This window comes from Sphingomonas radicis (assembly GCF_051400635.1).
Lineage (GTDB): Bacteria > Pseudomonadota > Alphaproteobacteria > Sphingomonadales > Sphingomonadaceae > Sphingomonas.
The window spans coordinates 418,728-439,612 of the sequence record NZ_JBLFFG010000001.1 but is presented as its reverse complement, the minus strand read 5'-3'; the positions used below and the strand labels follow the sequence as shown (position 1 = coordinate 439,612).

Genomic DNA, 20,885 nt, shown 5'->3' with positions numbered 1-20,885 from the left:
TACCCCGGATTGGAATCGGAAAGGGGCGCGCCGGAAACGGCCGCCCCTTTTTCTTGCGCCTTCGCTAGTGTATTGTTATAGCAACACACGAATTCGAGAGGAGCCCCTATGCGCAAATTGTGGATGATCGCCCTGCTGCCGCTCGCCGCCTGCCAGTCGAACTGGGAGAAGAGCCAGGCGGCCGAGCCGAGCGGCAGCGGCGCCACGCGCAGCTTCGCGGCGAACGGCTTCACTTCGGTCGAACTTCGCGGGCCCGATGATGTCGACGTGAAGACCGGCGGCAATTTCGCGGTCACTGCCGAGGGTGACCCGGCGGTGCTCGACCGGCTCGATATCCAGGTGGTGGATGGCACGCTGCGCGTCGGCCGCAAGGACGGGAACGACTGGTCGTTCCGCAACGACAAGGGCGTGAAGGTCCGTGTCGTGATGCCGAAGCTTCAGGGCGCCGCGGTGTCCGGATCGGGCGACCTCACTGCGGACCGCGGCGAAGGCGCGTTCAACGGCGCGATTGCCGGATCAGGTAACTTGCGCGTCGGCGAACTGCGCGCGACCGATGCCGAACTGTCGATCGCGGGGTCGGGCGATCTCGAGGTGGGCGGCACTGCCTCCACGCTCTCGGCCTCAATCGCCGGATCGGGCGACATCGATGCGAGCCGACTGACGGCATCGGGCGCCGATGTGTCGATCGCGGGATCGGGTAATTTGCGCGGCACGGTGAAGGGGCAGGCCAAGGTCTCGATCGTCGGATCGGGCGATGTCGAGCTCGGCGGCGGCGCGCAGTGCCAGGTGAGCAAGCTCGGCTCGGGCGAGGCGCGCTGCAGCTGATGACTTGCGCGCGCGTGCGCCGCGGGTGAAGGTCCGGGCATGCGCTGCCTTGCCCTTCTCCCGCTGCTCACGCTCGCCGCGGCCGCGCCAGCGGAAGAGCGCCGTTTCCTCGTCACCGGGTTCGAGCGGCTGCGCATAGAGGGGCCGGTCGAAGTGGAGGTGGCCCCGGGCTCGCCCGCCGCAACCGCGACGGGCGAGCGGCGCGCGATCGAAGCGCTTTCGGTGCGGGTCGATGCCGGTACGATGGTGGTGCGGCCGGGAAACGCAGGCGAAGGAGTATCCCGCGTGCGCGTGTCCGTGCCTGCGCTGCGCGGAGTGATCGTCAATGGCGGGGGAACGGTGCGGATCGCGCAGGTGCGCGGCAATCGCGTTGACCTGTCGCTGAGCGGCGCGGGCACGCTCGACGTGGCCGATGTCGTGGCAGGCGATCTCATCGTGACGCTCACGGGCGGCGGAACCGTGACGCTCGCCGGCAAGGCGGAGCGCGCGCGGGTGCGTAGCCACGGCGCCGGTTCGGTGGATGCCGCACGAATGACTGCGGGGGAGGCGACGCTGGTTTCCGAAAGCAGCGGCAATATCGGCATCACCGCGCGCTATCTGGCGCAGGCGACTGCGCTCGGCACTGGCGCGATCCGTATCGACGGCAAGCCCGAATGCCGTGTCCGCGGGCCCGGCCCCGTCGAATGCGGCGGGACGATGCAGCGCGACTGAGTTCAGGCGGCGATAGGAAAGCGTAGCAGCCGGTCTTCGAGCGCGACGAGTGCCTGCGCACCCGGGCCGACTGCACGGATGATCTCGGGATGATGCGCGTCGAGCCCGCCGGTGAGCGCACCGAAGGCGGGCAGGATCAGCTTGGTGCCGGTCGCAACGAAGCAACGCCGCGCCACCTGACGCCCGCGCACGGTGACGCGCAGCTTGGGGTGGAAATGGCCCGAAAGCTCGGGGCGCGTCTCGCGCGGCTCGGCTTCGTGGCGGAGCACCAGCCCGTCGACCTCTGCTTCCTCCAGGATCGTGCCGCCGCAATGATCCACCAGCAGCGAATCATGATTGCCGGTGATCCAGCGCCAGTCGAGCCGCGCGGTGAGCGCAGTGAGCAGCGCGCGCGCATCGGCAGGCAGGCGCGCGCAGCCGTCCGAATCGTGGAAACTGTCGCCCAGGCACCAGAGCTCGCGCGCTTGCGTGCGGTCGATCAGCACCTCGAGTGCCGTGAGCGTGGCGAGCGAATCATAGGGCGGGAGCATCTGCCCCTTGCTCGCGAACCAGCTCGCTTTCTCGAAATGGAGATCGGCGACCAGCAGCGCGTGCCGCGCGGGCCAGAAGAGCGCGCCCTCGGGCAGCGCTCTCAGATCATGGCCGGCGAACGAAAGGGGAACCATGCCGCCGCTATCCGGCTTTGCGGCCGCTGCGTCAACAGCGTTGGATGGGCACGTCACGCCCTTCGAAATGGATCATGCCGCGGCTCTCGTCGATGCGCTGGAGCGAATAGCGGCGCGTCACCGGAGGATCGAGCTTCACCGGCGCCGCGCCGCCGTTCTCGAAGCGCTCGGTGAGTGTCTCGACGAGCTGGTCGCCGTCGAGCTTCCAGCTTCCCACTTCGCCGGCATTGTCGAGCTTCCCGTCGGCTTCAAAGCGGATGACCAGATCGGTGGTGCAGCTCGAATCGAACGACCAGGTGCCGGTGACCCACTGTGCCGTCGGCGCGCCGGCAACGGGTGCTGCGGGCGATTGCTCCCGCGGGGACTCGCCGGAAACGTTCGCGGCCACCGCGGGCGCCTCAGGGGAGCAGCCCGCGAGCACAGCCATCGATCCGATCGTGAACCAGAGCCCCTTCCGCATGCGCGCAGATTAGCCGATCGCCGCGCCTGCGGGTAGCGATTCGCGTTCAGGCGGAGACGGTTTCCCCGGCCCCGCTGCGCGCCATCTCGCCCAGCCGCCCGAGGATGCGGACCCAGGAGCGGATTCCCTTGTGGAAGCTCTTGAGATCATACTTCTCGTTGGGTGAGTGGATGTTGTCGTCGTTGAGCGCGAAGCCCACCATGACGCTGTCCATTCCCAGGATCGTCCGGATCGAATTGACCACGGGGATCGATCCGCCGCTCGCGAGCAGTGCGGACTTGCCCCATTCGGCATCGAGCGCGGCGCGAGTCGCGGCGAGCGGCGGGCTGTCGCTCGCCAGGCTGATCGCGCGCGATCCGCCGCGTGCCTTGAACTCGGCGGTGCAATCGGCGGGGAGGCGATCGCGGACATGCGCCTCGAACGCAGCCCACACCTGGTCCGGATCCTGATCGCCGACCAGCCGGAAGCTCACCTTGGCGTGTGCCTCGGCCGGGATCACGGTCTTGAAGCCCTCGCCGGTATAGCCGCCCCAGATGCCGTTGATCTCGGCAGTCGGGCGTGCCCAGCTCTGTTCGAGCACGCCGATGCCCTTCTCGCCCGCGGGGACGCTGAGCCCCACATCGGCGAGGAAGGCGGCACCGTCGAACCCGAGCGCGTCCCAGCTCTGCCGCACTTCGGCGCTGAGCGGGCGGACGCCGTCATAGAAGCCAGGAAGCGTCACGCGGCCGTCGGCGTCCTTGAGGTCCGAGAGGATGTCGGCGAGCACCTGGATCGGATTGCGCGCCGGGCCGCCGTAGAGACCTGAGTGAAGGTCACGCGAGGGGCCGCGCACGGTCACCTGACCGCCGGCCATGCCGCGCAGGCCGATGGTGATGCCGGGCGTTTCGGTATCCCACATCGAGGTGTCGCAGATCAGCGCGAAATCGGCCTTCAGCTCCTCGGCATTGTCATGCAGGAACGGCTCGAGGCTCTCCGAACCCGATTCCTCCTCGCCTTCGAACAGGATCGTCACACGGCAGGGAAGGCGCCCTTCGGCCTGCTTCCACGCGCGGCACGCTTCGATGAACGTGCGCAACTGACCCTTGTCGTCCGAGGCGCCGCGGCCGACGATCGCCTTCGAGCCGTCGCCGCGCGTCTCGAGCACGGGATCGAACGGATCGCGGCGCCACAACGACAGCGGATCGACCGGCTGGACGTCGTAGTGGCCGTAGAAGAGCACGTGCGGCCCATCGCCGTCGTGATGCGCGACCACCATCGGATGGCCGGGCGTAGGCGCGACTCGGGCAGCGAAGCCCAGCTCGCCCAGCTCGCCGGCAAGCAGCTGCGCAGCGTGGCGGCATTGCTCGGCATAGGCCGGGTCGGTGGAGATCGAGGGAACGCGCATCAGCGCGAACAAGCGGTCGAGGCTCTGGTCGAGGTTGCGCTCGACCGCGTCGAGGGCGGAAGCGGAGTCGGTCATCGCCCTGCGCTACGCCCCCGCCGCGCACGGGGCAAGGGAGTGGTCCGTGTCAGAGAAAGCTGCGGTGAGCCGAACGATTTGGCTCGATAAGCCGTTGTGCCTGGTGTACAAGCGAAGCAGAGAAGGCAGCGCCCTGCACGGGACTGCCGCGAGAGGACGGATGCCCGAAGGATCGACTGGGCCGCTGAGCCCGGATGCACCGATGACCGTTGCGCCCCACGACGCGATCGTGGTCGAGCGCCCCGAAGGATCGACTGGGCTTCCTCCCTTCCCCGTCAGTACCGCCGAACGGGCAATCGAGACGCTTTCGCGATTCGCAGGTCCGCTGGTATTTTTCCTCGCGCTCGGTGGAATCGGCTGGCTCATCGCCAACTAGCTGATTTCAAATAGCTTCCGCCGCGCAGGCGGGGAAACGCCTCGAAAAGCGGCAGCGCGATCCGCGCCGGAGCCGTTTTGCGGTTCGTCTCGGCGAATCTCTCCCGAAGCACGGATCATCCCAAATCGTCCCAATTTGACGCGTTCGCGGCTTGCCTTCCTCTGCCCGCTGTGTCCTGCTGCATCGCAGCAAGTCCCTTGTCTGTTGCGCAGGGGAAGTGCTGCCCGAATGTCGGGCGTGTTTTTGCGTCAGGGAGTGCGGTGTCCCATGTCAAAGATTGACCTGGCGATCCGAGGGTATCCGAGTCGGACGCCATTCGCGGCAGCTGCCAAGCGCAATGCCAAGGTCTGGCTTTGTCTCTCGCTGATCGGAGCGGACGCGCTTGCGCTGCTCGCCGGCTTCGCCGTGGGGCTGCAGGTCGAGCAGCCGGGGAACATATCCGATGGCCTGCTGACTTCGATCCTCGGCGCGCTCCTCGTCCACGCCGGCATCTCCTTCCAGAACCAGGCGTACAGCACCAAATGCCTGACCAGCGCGACGACGAGCGTACGCCAGGCGCTGCTCTCGCTTGCGGGAACGATGCTGCTGTTCCTGCTCGTCGTCTTCACGCTCAAGGTCACCGGACGACTGCCACGTTTCGCGCTGTCACTGGGCATCGTCTCCGCGGTCGGCCTGGTGATCGCCCAGCGACTGCTGATCTGCCACATCGTTCAGCGTGCCTTCGGCGGCAGGCTCCACTCCGAGCTGGTGATCGTCGATGGCGGCAACGTGCCTGATCACTGCCTGGGCAGCGACATCATCGACGCGGGGGCTGCGGCGCTGCGCTCGGATCTCGACGATCCCTATATGCTCAACCGCCTCGGCACCGTGCTGCGCGACTATGACCGGGTGGTCATCTGTTGCGCGCCGGAGCGCAAGGGCGAGTGGGCGCAGGTGCTCAAGGGCGCCAATATCCAGGGCGAGATCGTCGTCCCCGAGCTGGGCGAGCTGGGGCCGCTCGCGGTACACCAGCTGAGCGGCGTTACCACCGTGGTGGTCTCGCAAGGGCCGCTCAACCTTGCCGATCGCGCCAAGAAGCGCGCGCTCGACATCGCGCTGACTGTGCCGGTGCTGATCGCGCTCACGCCGCTGATGATCGCGATAGCGATCCTGATCCGTCTCGATTCGCCGGGTCCGGTCTTCTTCCGCCAGGAGCGGATGGGCCGCGGCAACCGCATCTTCCACATCCTCAAGTTCCGAAGCATGCGCGTCGAGACGAGCGATTCCACCGGGACGCGATCGGCGAGCCGCGACGACGACCGGATCACCACCGTCGGCCGCTTCATCCGCAAGACGAGCATCGACGAGCTGCCCCAGCTCATCAACGTGCTGCTGGGTGACATGAGCCTGGTCGGCCCGCGCCCGCACGCGCTGGGCTCCAGGGCGGGAAACGAGCTCTTCTGGCGCGTCGACCGGCAATATTGGCACCGCCACGCGCTCAAGCCCGGGATCACCGGACTCGCGCAGATCCGGGGCTTCCGCGGCGCGACCGAGCACCGCAGCGACATCGTCAACCGGCTCGAGGCCGATCTCGAATATCTGCACGGCTGGAGCCTGCTCCGCGACATGGGCATCCTGGCGCGGACCGCGCAGGTGCTCGTGCACCGGAACGCATATTGAGAGGCGCGCGCCGGGCAACGCTTCGTCCCGGCGCTAACCTTTCGTTAACGCTTTGGGGGCAGGGCTGCCGACTGGACTAGAAAGGTTCCAGCGGTGGTGGATAATCTGGCAGTTGCACGGGACGCGGATGCGCGTTCGGCGGAGATCGCGCGAACGGAGTCTTGGCTCCTTGCAGCCGAGTTGCGTGAGCCCCTGGCCGAGCGCATGATCCAGGCCGGTTCGCGTTGGGCGGGGATCGCCAGCTTCTTCGCGGCGCTCGGCGCTGTGGGATACTGGCTGCTGGGCTGACCCGGAGCGACGGAATGGTGCCAATCGGAGGCGCCGCCGCGTTCAGAAGCAACAAACCGTGCCCTGGGCGCGACCAATGGCGCCTGCCCCGGTGGGCATCTACCCCGTAACGCTATAGCATGACTTCATTGCTGCACTGCAACGAGGTCATGAGCGCGTGCTTTGCTCAGACGCCAGAGTATCAGGCGAAGAATCTTTCGCAGTCGCGAACGACTGCGGGCGTCCCCGGAGGCGCGTCCATTGTGCGATGCAGCATTGTTTTGCTGCAGCGGGCGGCGTGCTGCTGGGCGTGGTGGTATCCGTGCCAGCTCAGGCGCAGGATCAGGAACAGACTCAGGAGCGGACTTCGGTCAAGCCGCCCGCCGAGCAGGGGCTGCGGATCGAGCCGTCGCTGACGGTTACCTATGACGACAACGTCTATCGCGTCGATTCCGACGCCGAGGACCCGATCGACGATCTGATCGTCATGCCCCAAGTGGAGGTCCGCTACGACCGCGACATCGGCGTGCGCGCGATCAGCCTGCGTGCGCTGCTCGGCTATGAGCAGTTCGTGACCGAGGACGCGAACAGCAAGCCCCGGATCGACCTCGAGGGTTCGGGCAAGCTGTTGATCGGCGGTGTCTGCGCAGTGCGTCCGCTGGCGAGCTACCGCGAGCAGCGCGCCGACTATGGCGACATCAACAGCCGCGCCCAGAACCTCCAGCGTTACTCGACGCTCGCGCTCGCCGCCGACTGCGAGCGGCCGGGATTCTATCCTATCGTCGCGTTCCAGCGCGATACGACGCGCAACAGCGATGCCTATGACTATGCCGACCAGACGAGCACGCTCTTTCGGTCGGGCCTTGGCTATCACAAGCCGAGCCTGGGCACGCTAACTGCCTATCTAGAGCATCTCGAGAGCGATCGGCCGCAGCTTGCGGTCGAGAACCGCTACGATGCCTATGGCCTGTCGTTCGAGCGTTCGGTGTCGCCGCTCACCACGATCGAGGCTGATCTGCGCTGGATGCACGTCACCAGCAGCTCGGCCGCGGTGGGCAGCTATGACGGGCCGGGCTGGAGCCTGCGCATCGCCAATACGGCGATCCCGCGGGTTCAGCTGACAGCGTCCACCGAACGCGAGATCGTCAACGACAGCCTGATCGCCACCGGCTTCGCGATCCGCACCGCCTATCGCGGGGCGATCGACTTCAGCCTTTCGGAGCTGACTACCGTCGGGGTCTACGCCGATTTCTCGCGGCGTGAGTTCCGGCAGGACGCGGCGATCCGGCCCTTCAGCTACACCCGCGATCGAACGAACCAGTTCGGTTTGATCGCGCGCCGTAAATTCACCGATCGTTTCGCTGCCGATCTATCCGTGTCGCACATTGATCGTTCCACCAACAGCGATGTTTCCAACTACCGCGCCACGCGCGTGGCGCTTGGCGCAACCATGAGGTTCTGAACCGATGAGGTACAATCCTTTGCCCCCAGCCGTTCTTGCCGGCGCCGCGGCGCTGGCATTTCTGCCGAGCGCGGCGATGGCGCAGGCGCAAGTCGCGGCCACGCCTGCCGAGCCCGCAGCCCCCGCTCCCGTCCCCGCCGCAACCGGGGCCGGCGCTGCGGCGCCGGCGGCCGCACCTGCGGGCTATCGGCTCGGCCCCGACGATGAGATCAAGGTCGCGATCTATGGCCAGCCCGATCTTTCTGTGACGACGCGCGTCAAGGCCGACGGCACCGTCCGCCTGGCGATGCTCGGTGCAGTCGACGCGCGCGGCAAGACCACGGCCGAGCTCGCCGACACGATCGCGCGCAGCTACGCCGCGGGCGGCTATCTCACCAATCCGTCGGTCAACGTCGAAGTCTCGCAGTTCGTGAGCCGCTTCGTGACCGTGCTCGGCAACGTGCCCCAGGCGGGCAATTATCCGCTCGACCGGCCCTATACGGTGGCGGCGATGCTCGCCAAGGCGGGCGGCTCCACCGCGACCGGCGCCAACGCCGTGATCCTGACCCCGGCGGACGGCAGCGGGCCGGTGCGTATCTCGCTCGCCGACATGGGTTCGGGCGCGGGGCGCCCGCTCCAGCCGGGGGACATCCTCTTCGTGCCGCCGGCCGAGAAGGTCTATGTCTATGGCCAGGTCCAGGAGCCCGGCGCGTTCAATTTCGTCACCGGCCAGACCTTCCGTCAGGCGCTCGCCCTCGCGGGCGGCCCGACGCTCGCCGGCTCGACCAAGCGCATCAAGGTTCGCCGCGGCGGCAAAGAGATCGAGGGCATCTCGCTCGACGATCCGGTCCAGCCCGAGGACGTGCTGATCATCCGGGAGAAGCTTTTCTGACGATGGAGAGGGTGTCGCGAAGGCAGCGGGGCGATCTGGATCTGGAGATGCCGGCATGAGCTGGAGCGAAAAATTGCAGCGATGGCTGGGAGCGTTGTTCGGCGGCGGATCGAGTGCCGGCCGGCGCATACCCGAGCCTTTCGAGTTCGACTATGCGCCGCCGCCCGAGGAGGAGCGATCGGCGATCCCGCTTTCGTCCCTGCGGGGCCCCGGCGGAGGGCCGGCGATCGCGTTTCGCCGGACGGCGGTGTTCACGGCGTTCAACACCGCGGCGCCGGTCACCGACCGGCACGGACTGGCGGGGCGCAACAAGGAGCTGAACCGGCTGCTCGATGCCGTGGTCAAGCAGCGCAAGCACGCGCTGATCTTCGGCGCGCGCGGATCGGGCAAGACGTCGCTCGCGCGCGTGTTCGGCGACATGGCCGACGAGGCGGGGTGCGTCGCGCTCTATGGCTCGGCGAGCGACGGCGCGGACATCGACGGGATTTTCCGTCCGTTCCTCGCCGAGCTGCCGCTCCACCGCCACATCGGGCCAGTCGGCGAGCAGCCGATGACCGTGCAGCAGCTCGCGAATCTGTTCGTCCAGGGCGTGGCGCAGCGCACGCTGCTGATCATCGACGAGTTCGACCGCGTCGCGGGCGATCGAACGCGGCACGACATGGCGGCGCTGCTCAAGCTGCTCTCGGACATGCACTCGCCGGTCGAAGTCGTGCTGGTGGGAATCGCGGGCAATGTCGACGGGCTGATCGCCGCGCATCCGTCGCTGCGGCGGCATCTGTTCGCCCAGCCGGTCGCGCCGATCGAGCGTGACGAGCTGGCGGGGCTGTTGCGGCTGTGCGCGAAGAAGGCAGGCCTCAGCTTCGAGGAAGAGGCAGTGCAGACGATCGTCTCGGCGGCGATTGGCTCGCCCTATCACGCGCGGCTGTTCGGCATGCACGCGGCGTTGATGGCCGAGGCTGCGGACCGCGAGCGGATCACGCTGGCCGACGCGCACAAGGCACTGGCGGCGGCGCTGGCCGAATGGAGCGAGCTCACGCCGGATCTGCGCGCGCTGTTCGAGCGTGCGCTGGGCGAGGCAGGATCGCTGCGGGGCATGATCGCGCTTGCGGGCGTGCTCGCCGCGCATGCGCCGGTGCTGACTTTCGAGCGGCTCGCAGATGCGGGCGGCGAGCTGTTCGGCGATACGCTGGGCGGTGCGCCCGCAGTCGACCGCACGATTGGACTGATCGCTCCGGCGCTCGCGGAGACGCCGGTGCCAGGCGAGTTCCAGTTCGAGGATTCGCTCTCGCCGCAGTTCCTGGTGCTGATGGCGAACGGCGCAGTGGGCCGCACGGCGGAGGCGCCGGCTGCCCGGCGTGACGCCGCCGAGGCGCGCGCGCTCTTGCAGGGAGTGGGTGGATTATGACCGTCAACGCAGCCGATCTGGTCGCGGCGCTGAAGGCCCGTTGGCGGCTTGTCACGGCAGTCGCGGCAGCGCTGTTCGTGGTGGTGGCAGCAATCGCGCTGATGCAGCCGCGCCAGTATCTCGCGACTTCGTCGCTGATGCTCGATCTCTCGCAGACCGATCCGACCGATACCGACCAGCAGCAGCAGGCGCGGGTGGAGACCGATTCGGTCATTGCGACTCAAGTCGATCTGATCCGCAGCGCAAAGGTGGTCAACGAAGTCGCGAAGCAGGCCGGGTTCATCGAGCAGACGCCGGCGGACCTGCCGGCGGAGGCGCGGCTCCAGCAGGCGGCGGCGCGCGTCCGCGGCGGGCTCAACGTCACCACGGGGCGGCAGAGCAACCTGCTCCAGATCCAGTATCTCGATCCCGATCCCGCAGTGGCGGCGAAGGTCGCGAACCTGACCGCACAGATCTACATGCGCGAGCAGGTGGCGCTGCGTGCCTCGGCGGCGCAGGGCTCGGCGTCGTGGTTCGAAGCGCGGACCGCGGATGTGCGGCGGCGCTACGAGATGGCGCAGAAGCGCCTCTCGGACTTCCAGCGCGCGCATGACATCATCGGCATGAACCGGATGGATCTGGAGGCGGAGAAGCTCAAGAACCTCTCCGCGCACCTGGTCCAGGCGCAGGCCGATGCTGCTGCGGCGCATTCCAAGTCGGGATCGTCCGCAGTGGCGGAAGTCGCGAGTTCGCTCGTCGTCCAGAATATCGAGGAAGCGGCTGCCACCCAGGCAGCCAAGGTCGCCCAGCTCGCCAAGACGCTGGGGCCGAACCATCCCCAGATGGTTGCAGCCAAGGCCGAGCTTGCCGAGCTGCGGAGCGGCCTGGGCGCCGCGCGCGCCAACCAGGCTTCGTCGATGACGGCGAACAGCACCGCCGCGGGTCGCCGCGAGGGGCAGCTGCGCGCCGAGATGGCGGCTCAGGAGGATCGGATGATCCGCATGTCGGGCGTGCAGGATCAGCTGATGGTGATGCAGCGCGACGTGGAGGCGGCGCGCCAGACCTATGACACGGTGCGCCAGCGCTTCAACGAAGCGGCGCTGCGCAGCCAGATCTCGCAGCCCAACGCGAGCCTGCTCGATCAGGCGACGGTTCCGCTGTTCCCGGCGCAGCCGAACCTGCCGCTGTGGCTCGTCGCGGGCATCGCCCTGGGGTTGCTGGCAGGCGTCGCCACGGTGGTGCTGAGCGAGATCCTGCGGCCGCGCGTGCGGACCGCGACCGGGCTCGCCGCCGCGACCGAGCTCGAGGTGATCGCCGATCTTTCCCCCGATACCCGGCCGTCCGGCGGCTGGTTCATGCCACGACAGGAGGCTGCATGAGGTTGCGTTCGACTGCGGGGGTCAACCCGCTGCTCACCGAGCCCTCGGCGCTGCACAATGGCGCGCTCGACGGTGATACCGCCGCTGCGCCGGCCAATCTGCCGCTGCTCCAGCCGGGCGACACGCGCGTTGACCCGCTGGTCACGGCTGCGTTCGATGCCGGTGACGCCTATGTCGCCAAGGTTCGAAAGGTGCGCGCCAAGCTGCTCGCGACCGCGCGCGAGGCGGGAGCCATCGACGGCAGGCTGCGGCTCGCGCTGCTCTCGCTCCACGCGGGGGACGAAGCTTCGATCCTCGCGGCCAATCTCGCGACCGTGCTCGCGCAGATGGATGGCCCGGCGATCGTGATCGATGCCGACATCCGCCAGCCGACGCTCGATCGGCTCCTGCGGGTGCCCAACAGCATCGGCCTGGCCGAGCAGCTTTCGGGCATGGCGCTGCGCCTGCCGATCGTGCCCACTGCAGTCGAGCGGCTGTGGCTGATGCCGGCGGGCCAGGCCTCGAACGGATCGGCGAGCCTGGTCGAGAAGGGATCGCTCGTCGAGGCGGCGGACCGCTGGAACATGCCGCCGGCCAATCTGCTCGCCTATCTCGCCGAGCGCCCACGCGGGACGACGGCGTTCGGCAACATCCTCGAGAAGTTCGACGCCGTGGTGCTCGTCGCGCAGCGCGGCGTCACGCCCGTCGCCGAGATTCGCCGCGTGATCGACGACCTCGACCGTCACCACGTGCCGATCGCCGGATCGGTGATGAGCTGATCCGGCCCGCAAGGACCGAGAAAAAGGGGATCAAGATGCACGGAAGTGCGACCACGATCGAGCTGCCGGTGGGCGGCCGTGATACTGGCGAGGGCGTGCAGCCCGAGAGCGTGCGCATCGGCGGCGTGCCGGTCTCCACGCTGTCGCTCGCCGCGCTGATCGACAAGATGCTGGCGGAGGCGCCGCGCCGCCGCGCCGCCGGGCTGGCGCCGCTGCTGGTGTTCGATTGCAACGGCCATGCGCTGTCGCTCAACGCGACCGATCCCGGCTATGCCGCGGATCTGGCCAAGGCGGACCTCGTCCATGCCGACGGGCAGGTGATCGTCACGGCATCGCGCCGCTTCGCGCCTGCGCCGATCGCCGACCGGTCGAGCACCACCGACATGTTCATCGACAGCCTGCCGGGCGCGGCGGAGCGCAAGGTCCGCTACTACCTGCTCGGTGCGACCGAGCAGGTGAACGCCGATTGCGCCGCACGCATCACCGGATCGACGCCGGGGCTCGAGCTCGCCGGGCGTCGCAACGGCTTCTGGAAGCCCGAGGACGAGGCTGCGGTGATCGAGGAGATCAATGCAACCGCGCCCGATGTGCTCTGGGTGGGCACTGGCAAGCCGCGCGAGCAGGCCTTTGCTGTGCGCAACCGCGACCGGATCAAGGCAGGCTGGATCGTCACTTGCGGCGGGCTGTTCAATTATATCACCGGCGATTATCCGCGCGCGCCGATGTGGATGCAGCGCGCCGGGCTCGAATGGCTCCACCGGATGGCGACCAATCCGCGGCATCTGGCCTGGCGCTACATCACCACCAATCCGCACGCGCTCTGGCTGATCTGGAAGCACCGGAATGGCTGAAGCCCCTGCCATGACCGCGGAGAAGAAGCCGTTGCGCGCCACGCTGGCGCGCTTCGGGCTTGCGAGCATGTCCTCGGCCGCGGTCTCGGTAAGCCATCTGCTCATCCAGCTCGTCTCGGTGCGGCAGCTCGAAGCGGCCGAGATCGGCACGCTCGCCTTTCTACTGGTGATCATCCAGTTCGGATACGGGCTGTCGAACGCGCTCGTCTCGACGCCCTACACGATCGCCGTCAACCAGCGCCGCGACGGCGAGGACGAGGGCCTCGACTTCTTCTTCCCGCTCAACCTGCTGCTGGCGACCGCGCAAGGCTTGGTCTGTGCCGGGATAGCCTGGGCGATGGCCGGGCCCTTGGCGGCGGCGGCGTTCGGCGCGGCGGGAGTCGCGTCACTGCTCCGCTGGTTCGGGCGCGCGAATTCCTATGCGCATCATCGCCCCGGCGGCGCGGCGCTTTCCGATATGGTCTATGCCGGGCTGGTCGTAGCGGGCGTGGGGATCGTGATGGCGATCGGTCCGCGCATCGAGCTGTTCGGCGCGGTGCTGGCCGCGGCGGGGCTGATCGCGCTCGCACCCTTCGGCACCGGCTTCGTGGCGCGCCACCGTCCGGCGCGGCTCGGCCGGGCCTTCGGCGCCTATCGTCCGGTGTGGAAGCGCCAGTCGGCGTGGACGCTGATCGGCGTAGTCACCACCGAAGCGACGAGCAACGCGCACAGCTATATCGTGACGGCGCTCGCCGGCCCGGCTGCCTTCGCGCCGATCGCAGTGGGGATGCTCTTCTTCCGTCCGGTCAACGTCTGCATCACGGCGCTGACCCAGCTCGAGCGCCCCCGCATGGCGCGCGCGGTGGGGCAGGGGAACGAGCGTTCGGCGCGGGGATCGGCGCGTGCCTTCCTGGCCGCGCTGGTAGTGATCTGGGCCGCGACTGCGGTGCTGGCGGCGGCGATCCTGTGGGGCTTTCCGCAGATTCTGATCAAGCCGACGCTCTCGCTTCAGACGGTGATGATCGCCGTCGGGCTCTGCGCGCTGCTCTCGCTCGTCCAGTGCCTCCAGGCGCCGATCAGCGTGCTGACGCAGGCGCGCGGCGCCTTCCGCCCGCTCGCGGCGACCAGCGTGCGGAGCTGCTTCGTGGGCCTTGCCGCCGTGCTCGCGCTCACGCTGACGGCGCCGGCGGTCTACACCATCGCCGGCGTGGCGTTCGCGCAGCTGGTGATGATGCTCGGCATCTACCGGCTCGATCGCCGCTGGACGGCCCAGCAGAGGGACGCGCAATGAGCCTCGCGCTTCCCTGGGGCCGCGGGCAGGCGCCCGAGCGCCGGCAGGGCCCGCCTCTGCCGCGCAAGGCCCGTCAGGGCGCGCGCGCCGAGGCGCTGATGCCCTTGGCGCAGTTCGTCTATTTCGTCTTCCTGATGATGATCTTCATCGGGCAGGAGCCTTTTTCGCCGCGCAACCAGGAGCAGCTGGTCGCGATGGCGGCGAACAATGACGGATCGGATCCGTTCAAGCAGGCCTTCTTCATCGGCTTCGCACTGGTGCTGACGCTCCTCGAGCTGAGCCGCCGCTACGAGCTGCAATATCGGTTCACCTACTGGCCGCTGCTGCTGATGCTCGGCTGGTTCCTGATCACCTGCAGCTGGGGCGTCGACCCGTTTGTTTCGTTCAAGCGAGCGATGCAGCAGGTGATCGTGATCTACATCACCTTCCTGTCGCTCGCGCTGATCGGCCCCGAGCGGATCTACCGCACGCTCGTCGCGGCGCTGGTGGTGTCGCTGCTGATCTGCTGGATATCGCTGCCGATCACGCCCCACGCGGTGCACCCGCCCACCGAAAACGACAAGGCGCTGGTCGGCGCCTGGCGCGGCTTCTTCTTCCACAAGAACATCGCCGGTGCGGTGATGGCGCTCACCTTCGTGGTGACCGCGCACGTCTTCTTCACCACGCGCAAATGGTATTTCGCGCTCTTCTCCGTGATGGCGTTCGTCTTCGTGGTGGGGACCAAGAGCAAGACCTCGCTCGCCCTGTGCTTCGGCATCCTCGCGGTGAGCTCGGTCTACCGCTACCTCAGCCAGACGGTGGCGCGCCGTGCGATCCTGCTGCTGCTCGTCGGCGTGGGCATGCTGCTGTTCCTGGCGCTCTACATCGCGTTTCAGCCGGTGGTCGAACGGCTGTTCGCCGATCCCACCGCGTTCACCGGCCGCGTCTCGATCTGGCAGGTCGCGATCGACTATCTGGCGGATCACCCCTATCTGGGCGCAGGATTCGGCGGCTTCTGGCAGGTGGGCGCGAACTCCCCTGCCTTTCTTTATCTCAACCAGCAGTTCCAGACGCTCACGGCGCATTCGCACAACGGCTATCTGGAGATCCTCGTCACGACCGGGCCGATCGGTCTGGCGATGCTGCTGCTCTCCTTTGTCGTCCTGCCCGCCTGGTGGTTCCTCACCGGCGCTACCAAGCAGAACGCGACGCTGCTCGCGACTGCCTTCGCGATCTGGAGTTTCGTAATCTACCAGAACCTGCTCGAGACTTCGTTCTTCGACAAGGACCGGCAGGTCTGGGTGATCTTTCTCGCGGCGATGGCCATCGCGCATGCCTCGTACAAGACCGCTGACCGCCCCGGCTGGCACCGCCGCGGCGCCGACGCGTCGATGCGGCGCGGCGCAGGCTGGTCGCGCCGCGTGACATCCTCGGGGGAAATCGCAACATGACCGAAGTCGCAATCTGCATCGCCACCTGCCGACGGCCGCAAGGGCTGCGGCGAACGCTCGAATCGCTCGCCGCGCTGGAGACCGAGCGCGACGTGGTCGTGGTCGTGGCCGACAACGATGCCGAGGGGCGCGAAGGCATTGCGATGGCCGAGGCCCTGAAGGCAGAGGGCTATCGCTGGCCGCTGATCGTGATGACGGTGGCGGAGCGCGGCATTCCGCAGGTCCGCAACGCGCTGGTCCGCACCGCGCTGGCGCTGCCGCACATCCGCTTCGTAGCGATGCTCGACGACGACGAGGCGGCCGAGCCTGGCTGGCTGCGCGCGATGCTGGCCTGCCAGGCGGCGACGCGTGCCGACGTGGTCGGCGGTGCGGTGCTGCGCGAGCTCGAGGGCGATGTGCCGGCCTGGATGACGGAACATCCCATCCTTCGGCCGAAGCTGCGCGGGCAATCGGGAGTCGTGTCGCTGGTCGAGAGCACGGCGAACGTGCTGATCGATGCCGAAGCGCTGCGTGCCATGGGCGATACGCCGTTCGACGAAGCGCTGGCGCTCACTGGCGGATCGGACAAGCAGCTCTTCACCCGGATGCAGCGCGCCGGCCGGCGCTTCGCCTGGGCCGAGGATGCGCGGGTTACTGAGCTGATCCCCGCGAGCCGCATCACCGCCAAGTGGCTGCTTATGCGCGGCTACCGCGTCGGCATGACCGACATGATCACGCTGATGACGCACAGCAGCCCGCTCAAGGCGGCAACCGCCGAGGCGCATCGCATCCTGGGCGGCTTCGTCGCGGGATCGCTGGGGGCACTCACCCTCGATCCGGGCAAGCGGGTCCTGCGGCTCGGCAGGCTCTATCGCGCTGCGGGCAAGGTCGCCGCGCTCACCGGCCGCCGCTACGAGGAATATCGCAAGGTGCACGGCGCATGATGGAACCTGGCGCACAGCCCACCTTCTCGGTGGTGATCCCGCTCTACAACCGCGCGGATATCGTCGGCCAGACGATCCGTTCGGTGCTCGACCAGGACTATCAGGATTTCGAGATCATCGTGGTCGACGACGGCTCGAAGGACGATCCTGAGCCGGTGGTCGCCGCCTTCGGCGACCCGCGCATCCGCTACATCCGCCAGGCGAACGCAGGCGGCGGCGCGGCGCGCAACCGCGGCATCGAGGAGGCGCGCGGCCGTTATGTCGCCTTCCTCGATTCGGACGACCAGTTCCTGCCCGGCAAGCTCTCGATCATGGCTGCGGCGCTGCCCGTGGAGGGCGAAGATATCGTTCTTTATTCGCAGATGAAGGTCGACCGAGGCGTGGACCGTTACTGGGTGCGCCCGGAACGCGGCATTCGCGAGGACGAGGACGTCGGCGAATATCTGTTCTGCGCCAACCAGTTCATGCAGACCTCGACACTGGTGGTGTCGGCCGCGCTCGCGAAGCGCGTGCGCTTCGACCCCGCGCTCAAGAAGGGGCAGGACCTCGACTTTGCGGTGCGGCTCCAGGTCGCCGGCGGGCGCTTCCGGATGATCGAGCAGCCGCTCACCATCTGGCTCGACGCCAGCGAAGCCGGGCGGACTTCCTATGTGCGCGGCTATGAAACTTCGCTCGACTGGCTCGATCGGTGCGGGCATCTGCTCACCAATCGGGCGCGCCATGGATATCGCGCCACCGTGCTCGCCTATCACATGGCACCGATCCGCCCGATCGCGACGTTCCGCGAATTGCTGCGCGGGCTGCTCTTCGGTCGCGTACCGCCGCGCATCCTCGCGCGCCAGCTGCTCCGGTCATACCTGCCCAAGTCGCTCTACCGATCGATCGTCAACCAGTTCGTCCACCGTTTCGGCAAGGAGCCAGTTTCCGAAGGGGGAAACAGATGACGCGCGAGCTCCCGGCCGAACCGCTACCCGTCCCGGCGGCCGAAGGGCCGCTCTTCACGGTGGTGATCCCAACCTACAACCGCCGCGACACGGTGGTGGAGGCGGTGCATTCGGTGCTGGAGCAGACCGTCGCCGATATCGAAGTCATCGTGGTCGACGACGGCTCGACCGACGGCACCCCGAGTGGGATCGCGGCGATCGGCGACGAGCGCATCCATGTGATCGTCCAGGAGAACGCCGGGGCGGCGGCGGCGCGCAACCGCGGCATCGCCTATGCGCGCGGCCGCTACGTCGCTTTCCTCGATTCGGACGATCGCTTCCTGCCCGATCATCTAGCCGATCTGCTGCCGCTGCTCGCGCAGGGCGACGATGTGGTCGCCTATAGCCGGGTGATCGTGGATCGCGGCGCGGGGAGGCGCTTCCTGAAGCCCTTTCGCGAGATCCAGATCGGCGAGAGCGTCGATCGCTACCTCATGTGCGAGCGCGGCTTCATCCAGACCAGCAGCATGGCGCTGCGCCGCACGCTCGCGGCATCGGTGCGCTACCGCGAGGATGTGGGGTTCGGCGACGACACCGACTTCGCGGTGCGTCTCTCGCTGGCCGGCGCGCGCTTCCTGATGGCGCCGGGCGCGACGGTGCTCTGGGCCGATCGACGGACCGAGAACCGGCTGTCGCAGGTCCGCTCCAATATCGGCAATCTGGCCTGGCTGAGCGATCTCAAGCCGCACATCTCCGCGCGCGCCTATTCGGCCTATATGGGCTGGCATGCGGCCAAGAGCGTGTGGCCGACCAGCCGGCGCACTGCGCTGCGCTATTACTTCGACGCGCTCCGTCACGGCGCCTTCCGGCCCGGCCTCGCGCTGGTGGTGCTGCTCCAGATCATCGTGCCCGACGCGACCTATCGTCGCGCCGCGGACCGTTGGGTCGCGCTCACTGCGCTCTTCCGCGGAGTGAGGATATGAGGCGGCGCATGTTCATCGCGGGCGTTGCCGCTGCGGCGAGCGTGCCGCTCAAATCGAGCGCCGAGCCCTATGTGCCGCCCACGCCAAGCTTTGAGGGGCCCGGGCTCGATGCACGCGCGCGCCGCACCGGCCGGCGGTTCGGCTGCGCGATCAAGTCCGGCCAGCTCGCCAAGGACCCGGCATTCACCCAGGCAGTGGTGCGCGAGGCGGGCATGGTGGTGCAGGAGTATGAGCTTAAGCGCCACGTGACTCAGCCCAAGCCGGGCAAGTACGACTTCAGCGGCAACGACAAGCTGGTCGCCTTTGCGCAACAGCACGGCATGGGCGCGCGCGGCCACACGCTCGTCTGGTACACCAAGAATCCTCCGTGGATCGAAGCGGCGCTGCCCAAGGCCGATGCCCGCCAGAAGGAAGAGCTGATCGGCGGCTATATCCAGACCGCGATGCGCCGCTACGCGGGCAAGATCAGCGAGTGGGACGTGGTCAACGAACCCGTCGAGCCGCGCGAGGGCCGTGCCGACGGCATGCGCGCCAAGAACATCTGGAGCCAGGCGTTCGGCGAACGCTACATCGACGTGGCGTTCGGGATCGCGCGCGAGGCAGATCCGAAGGCCAAGCTGTTCCTCACCGATTTCGGGCTCGAACATGCCTCACCGCGCTGCGAGGCGCGGCGCAAGGCGATCCTCGGGCTGCTCGAACGCGCGCTCAAGCGCGGCGTGCCGATCGACGCACTCGGCGTCCAGGGGCATCTCAAGCCCTTCCGCGAGCCGTTCGACGAGCGCGTCTTCGCGAGCTTTCTCGATGAAGTGCGCGGCATGGGGTTGCGCATCGCGATCACCGAATTCGACATTGCCGATCGCGGCGGCTCGCCCGACATAGCGAAGCGCGACGCGCAGGTGGCGGCAGTGGGCCGCGCGTTCCTCGACGTCTCGCTCGCCAATCCGGTGATGGATTCGGTGCTGACCTGGGGCCTTTCGGACCGCTATTCTTGGCTCTCCACCTATCCCGAATATAGCTGGCCCGGCCAGCTCTCGCGCGGGCTGCCGCTCGACGGCGAGCTCCGGCGCAAGCGGCTGTGGGCGGCAATCGCCGCCGCCTTCGACACTGCGCCTGCCCGATCGGAAGGAACGGGCGCATGAGAGTCGCGTCGCTCACCGGCCTGCGCGGCGTCGCGGCCGTCGCGGTGATGCTCTATCACATCCCGCATTCGCCGGCGTTCGAAGCCTATGCGCTCGGGCTGTTCTCGCGCGCCTATCTGTGCGTCGATTTGTTCTTCGTGCTGAGCGGCTTCGTGATCTCGATCGGCTATCACGAGCGAGTGGTGAAGCATCTGAGCGCGGCGAGCTACGGCGATTTCCTGCTCAACCGCATGGCGCGCGTCTGGCCGCTGCATTTCGTGGTGGCGCTGGTCTTCCTCACGCGAATCCTGCTCAACGTCTCGGGCGAGCAGAGCGTCGCGCTAACGCCCGCGAACATCGTCACCAATCTGCTGATGATCCAGAGCTGGGGCTGGGGGACGCAGGCGCTCGCCGGGAACAGCTGGTCGGTGAGCACCGAGCTCGTCGCCTATATCGCCTATCCGCTGGTGGCGATCATGGCCTTCTCGCGCCTCGCCTGGCTTCAGGTGGTGGTCGCGGCGGCGCTGCTGTTCCTCACCGCGGCGCTGGGCAACGGCTCGCGCGGCCCGCTCGACGTCAACGATGCGAATTCGATCCTGCCGGTGCTGCGCTGCCTTGCCGGATTCTCTCTCGGCGTGATTGCCTATCGTATCGCCAAGCATCCGAAGTGCGAGCAGTTGCTGGGCGGCGAGCACGGCTTCATCGCCGCCTGCGCGCTGCTCTTTGTCGCCTTCCTGGTGCCGCGAGGCGATGTGATCGTCGCGCTCTGCTTCCCGCCGCTGGTGATCGCCTGCTACTATAACGGCCGCGGCGCGCGTGCGCTGCTCGCCAATCCGGTGGTCTTCCACCTGGGGCTGATCAGCTATTCGATCTACCTGTGGCACCCGCTGGTGCGCGACGTGTTCGCGCGCGGCATGGGAATCGCGCATCGCTATGGCGTCACCGGGTTCGACTGGGCGTTCGTGCTCGCGACACTGGTCGCGACCTGGCTGATCTGCTGGGCGAGCTATCTGCTGGTCGAAGTGCCCGGCCACCGGCTGATCAAGCGGCTCGAGCGGCGCGTGGTGCCCTCGCCGATGCCGCTGCGGCAGGCGGCGGAATAGGAGGTGCG

At 67.8% G+C, this 20,885-nt stretch carries 20 protein-coding genes; 17 read left to right on the top strand and 3 right to left on the bottom strand.

All coding sequences use genetic code 11. The features are described 5' to 3' along the window. The first annotated feature begins 108 nt into the window (after positions 1–108). Both ACMGDH_RS01905 and ACMGDH_RS01900 read left to right on the top strand, forming a co-directional pair. Positions 109–825, top strand: coding sequence for a head GIN domain-containing protein (locus ACMGDH_RS01905; protein ID WP_436826230.1), 717 nt, complete (start codon positions 109–111; stop codon positions 823–825). A gap of 39 nt (positions 826–864) precedes the next feature. After that, entirely contained in the window at positions 865–1,536 is a 672-nt protein-coding gene (locus ACMGDH_RS01900; protein WP_436826229.1) for a GIN domain-containing protein, read from the top strand. A gap of 2 nt (positions 1,537–1,538) precedes the next feature. Here the strand turns inward: ACMGDH_RS01900 and pdeM are convergent, their stop codons facing one another. Genes pdeM through ACMGDH_RS01885 form a run of 3 tightly spaced genes read right to left on the bottom strand, consistent with a single transcriptional unit; the run spans position 1,539 to position 4,120 of the window. Beyond that, the gene (gene pdeM / locus ACMGDH_RS01895; RefSeq protein ID WP_436826228.1) at positions 1,539–2,201 is read right to left on the bottom strand and encodes a ligase-associated DNA damage response endonuclease PdeM; all 663 of its coding nucleotides are present in this window, start codon (positions 2,199–2,201) and stop codon (positions 1,539–1,541) included. A 31-nt stretch (positions 2,202–2,232) separates the two neighbouring features. After that, positions 2,233–2,661, bottom strand: coding sequence for a hypothetical protein (locus tag ACMGDH_RS01890; RefSeq protein WP_436826227.1), 429 nt, complete (start codon positions 2,659–2,661; stop codon positions 2,233–2,235). 46 nt (positions 2,662–2,707) lie between these two features. Beyond that, on the bottom strand, positions 2,708–4,120 hold the full coding sequence (locus tag ACMGDH_RS01885) for a M20/M25/M40 family metallo-hydrolase (RefSeq protein ID WP_436826226.1): 1,413 nt from the start codon (positions 4,118–4,120) through the stop codon (positions 2,708–2,710). A gap of 202 nt (positions 4,121–4,322) precedes the next feature. Between ACMGDH_RS01885 and ACMGDH_RS01880 the strand changes: the two genes are divergently transcribed. The 15 genes from ACMGDH_RS01880 to ACMGDH_RS01810 all read left to right on the top strand — a co-directional run bounded on the left by ACMGDH_RS01880 (position 4,323) and on the right by ACMGDH_RS01810 (position 20,877). Then, the gene (locus tag ACMGDH_RS01880) at positions 4,323–4,496 is read left to right on the top strand and encodes a hypothetical protein (RefSeq protein WP_436826225.1); all 174 of its coding nucleotides are present in this window, start codon (positions 4,323–4,325) and stop codon (positions 4,494–4,496) included. A 267-nt stretch (positions 4,497–4,763) separates the two neighbouring features. Next, a complete protein-coding gene (locus tag ACMGDH_RS01875) occupies positions 4,764–6,155 on the top strand; it encodes an exopolysaccharide biosynthesis polyprenyl glycosylphosphotransferase (protein WP_436826224.1) in 1,392 nt (463 codons plus the stop codon). 535 nt (positions 6,156–6,690) lie between these two features. Next, the gene (locus tag ACMGDH_RS01870; protein ID WP_436826223.1) at positions 6,691–7,884 is read left to right on the top strand and encodes a hypothetical protein; all 1,194 of its coding nucleotides are present in this window, start codon (positions 6,691–6,693) and stop codon (positions 7,882–7,884) included. A 4-nt stretch (positions 7,885–7,888) separates the two neighbouring features. Further along, a complete protein-coding gene (locus ACMGDH_RS01865; RefSeq protein ID WP_436826222.1) occupies positions 7,889–8,755 on the top strand; it encodes a polysaccharide biosynthesis/export family protein in 867 nt (288 codons plus the stop codon). Positions 8,756–8,810: 55 nt separating this feature from the next. Continuing rightward, entirely contained in the window at positions 8,811–10,160 is a 1,350-nt protein-coding gene (locus ACMGDH_RS01860; RefSeq protein ID WP_436826221.1) for an ATP-binding protein, read from the top strand. Beyond that, positions 10,157–11,518 carry a GNVR domain-containing protein gene (locus tag ACMGDH_RS01855; RefSeq protein WP_436826220.1) on the top strand — a complete coding sequence of 454 codons (1,362 nt, stop codon included), beginning with the start codon at positions 10,157–10,159 and terminating at the stop codon, positions 11,516–11,518. Before ACMGDH_RS01860 ends, ACMGDH_RS01855 begins: the two co-directional genes overlap by 4 nt. After that, positions 11,515–12,276: a P-loop NTPase family protein gene (locus tag ACMGDH_RS01850; protein ID WP_436826219.1), complete on the top strand. Its 762-nt coding sequence runs from the start codon at positions 11,515–11,517 to the stop codon at positions 12,274–12,276. Before ACMGDH_RS01855 ends, ACMGDH_RS01850 begins: the two co-directional genes overlap by 4 nt. A 35-nt stretch (positions 12,277–12,311) precedes the next feature. After that, positions 12,312–13,127 carry a WecB/TagA/CpsF family glycosyltransferase gene (locus ACMGDH_RS01845; RefSeq protein ID WP_436826218.1) on the top strand — a complete coding sequence of 272 codons (816 nt, stop codon included), beginning with the start codon at positions 12,312–12,314 and terminating at the stop codon, positions 13,125–13,127. Next, positions 13,120–14,397 (top strand): polysaccharide biosynthesis protein, encoded by a 1,278-nt coding sequence (locus ACMGDH_RS01840; RefSeq protein ID WP_436826217.1) that lies wholly within the window; start codon positions 13,120–13,122, stop codon positions 14,395–14,397. The genes ACMGDH_RS01845 and ACMGDH_RS01840 overlap by 8 nt, the downstream gene beginning before the upstream one ends. Further along, the gene (locus ACMGDH_RS01835) at positions 14,394–15,827 is read left to right on the top strand and encodes an O-antigen ligase family protein (protein ID WP_436826216.1); all 1,434 of its coding nucleotides are present in this window, start codon (positions 14,394–14,396) and stop codon (positions 15,825–15,827) included. Before ACMGDH_RS01840 ends, ACMGDH_RS01835 begins: the two co-directional genes overlap by 4 nt. Beyond that, positions 15,824–16,750 carry a glycosyltransferase family 2 protein gene (locus ACMGDH_RS01830; RefSeq protein WP_436826215.1) on the top strand — a complete coding sequence of 309 codons (927 nt, stop codon included), beginning with the start codon at positions 15,824–15,826 and terminating at the stop codon, positions 16,748–16,750. Before ACMGDH_RS01835 ends, ACMGDH_RS01830 begins: the two co-directional genes overlap by 4 nt. After that, positions 16,747–17,694 carry a glycosyltransferase family 2 protein gene (locus ACMGDH_RS01825; protein WP_436826214.1) on the top strand — a complete coding sequence of 316 codons (948 nt, stop codon included), beginning with the start codon at positions 16,747–16,749 and terminating at the stop codon, positions 17,692–17,694. The genes ACMGDH_RS01830 and ACMGDH_RS01825 overlap by 4 nt, the downstream gene beginning before the upstream one ends. Then, positions 17,691–18,656: a glycosyltransferase family 2 protein gene (locus ACMGDH_RS01820; RefSeq protein WP_436826213.1), complete on the top strand. Its 966-nt coding sequence runs from the start codon at positions 17,691–17,693 to the stop codon at positions 18,654–18,656. Before ACMGDH_RS01825 ends, ACMGDH_RS01820 begins: the two co-directional genes overlap by 4 nt. After that, positions 18,653–19,795, top strand: coding sequence for an endo-1,4-beta-xylanase (locus tag ACMGDH_RS01815; RefSeq protein ID WP_436826212.1), 1,143 nt, complete (start codon positions 18,653–18,655; stop codon positions 19,793–19,795). The genes ACMGDH_RS01820 and ACMGDH_RS01815 overlap by 4 nt, the downstream gene beginning before the upstream one ends. Continuing rightward, a complete protein-coding gene (locus ACMGDH_RS01810) occupies positions 19,792–20,877 on the top strand; it encodes an acyltransferase family protein (RefSeq protein ID WP_436826211.1) in 1,086 nt (361 codons plus the stop codon). The genes ACMGDH_RS01815 and ACMGDH_RS01810 overlap by 4 nt, the downstream gene beginning before the upstream one ends. Positions 20,878–20,885 lie beyond the last annotated feature (8 nt).

Coding starts and splice junctions, on each gene's coding strand:
- ACMGDH_RS01905 (WP_436826230.1), top strand. CDS start 109: ATGCGCAAATTGTGGATGATCGCCCTGCTGCCGCTCGCCGCCTGCCAG.
- ACMGDH_RS01900 (WP_436826229.1), top strand. CDS start 865: ATGCGCTGCCTTGCCCTTCTCCCGCTGCTCACGCTCGCCGCGGCCGCG.
- pdeM (WP_436826228.1), bottom strand. CDS start 2,201: ATGGTTCCCCTTTCGTTCGCCGGCCATGATCTGAGAGCGCTGCCCGAG.
- ACMGDH_RS01890 (WP_436826227.1), bottom strand. CDS start 2,661: ATGCGGAAGGGGCTCTGGTTCACGATCGGATCGATGGCTGTGCTCGCG.
- ACMGDH_RS01885 (WP_436826226.1), bottom strand. CDS start 4,120: ATGACCGACTCCGCTTCCGCCCTCGACGCGGTCGAGCGCAACCTCGAC.
- ACMGDH_RS01880 (WP_436826225.1), top strand. CDS start 4,323: ATGACCGTTGCGCCCCACGACGCGATCGTGGTCGAGCGCCCCGAAGGA.
- ACMGDH_RS01875 (WP_436826224.1), top strand. CDS start 4,764: ATGTCAAAGATTGACCTGGCGATCCGAGGGTATCCGAGTCGGACGCCA.
- ACMGDH_RS01870 (WP_436826223.1), top strand. CDS start 6,691: ATGCAGCATTGTTTTGCTGCAGCGGGCGGCGTGCTGCTGGGCGTGGTG.
- ACMGDH_RS01865 (WP_436826222.1), top strand. CDS start 7,889: ATGAGGTACAATCCTTTGCCCCCAGCCGTTCTTGCCGGCGCCGCGGCG.
- ACMGDH_RS01860 (WP_436826221.1), top strand. CDS start 8,811: ATGAGCTGGAGCGAAAAATTGCAGCGATGGCTGGGAGCGTTGTTCGGC.
- ACMGDH_RS01855 (WP_436826220.1), top strand. CDS start 10,157: ATGACCGTCAACGCAGCCGATCTGGTCGCGGCGCTGAAGGCCCGTTGG.
- ACMGDH_RS01850 (WP_436826219.1), top strand. CDS start 11,515: ATGAGGTTGCGTTCGACTGCGGGGGTCAACCCGCTGCTCACCGAGCCC.
- ACMGDH_RS01845 (WP_436826218.1), top strand. CDS start 12,312: ATGCACGGAAGTGCGACCACGATCGAGCTGCCGGTGGGCGGCCGTGAT.
- ACMGDH_RS01840 (WP_436826217.1), top strand. CDS start 13,120: ATGGCTGAAGCCCCTGCCATGACCGCGGAGAAGAAGCCGTTGCGCGCC.
- ACMGDH_RS01835 (WP_436826216.1), top strand. CDS start 14,394: ATGAGCCTCGCGCTTCCCTGGGGCCGCGGGCAGGCGCCCGAGCGCCGG.
- ACMGDH_RS01830 (WP_436826215.1), top strand. CDS start 15,824: ATGACCGAAGTCGCAATCTGCATCGCCACCTGCCGACGGCCGCAAGGG.
- ACMGDH_RS01825 (WP_436826214.1), top strand. CDS start 16,747: ATGATGGAACCTGGCGCACAGCCCACCTTCTCGGTGGTGATCCCGCTC.
- ACMGDH_RS01820 (WP_436826213.1), top strand. CDS start 17,691: ATGACGCGCGAGCTCCCGGCCGAACCGCTACCCGTCCCGGCGGCCGAA.
- ACMGDH_RS01815 (WP_436826212.1), top strand. CDS start 18,653: ATGAGGCGGCGCATGTTCATCGCGGGCGTTGCCGCTGCGGCGAGCGTG.
- ACMGDH_RS01810 (WP_436826211.1), top strand. CDS start 19,792: ATGAGAGTCGCGTCGCTCACCGGCCTGCGCGGCGTCGCGGCCGTCGCG.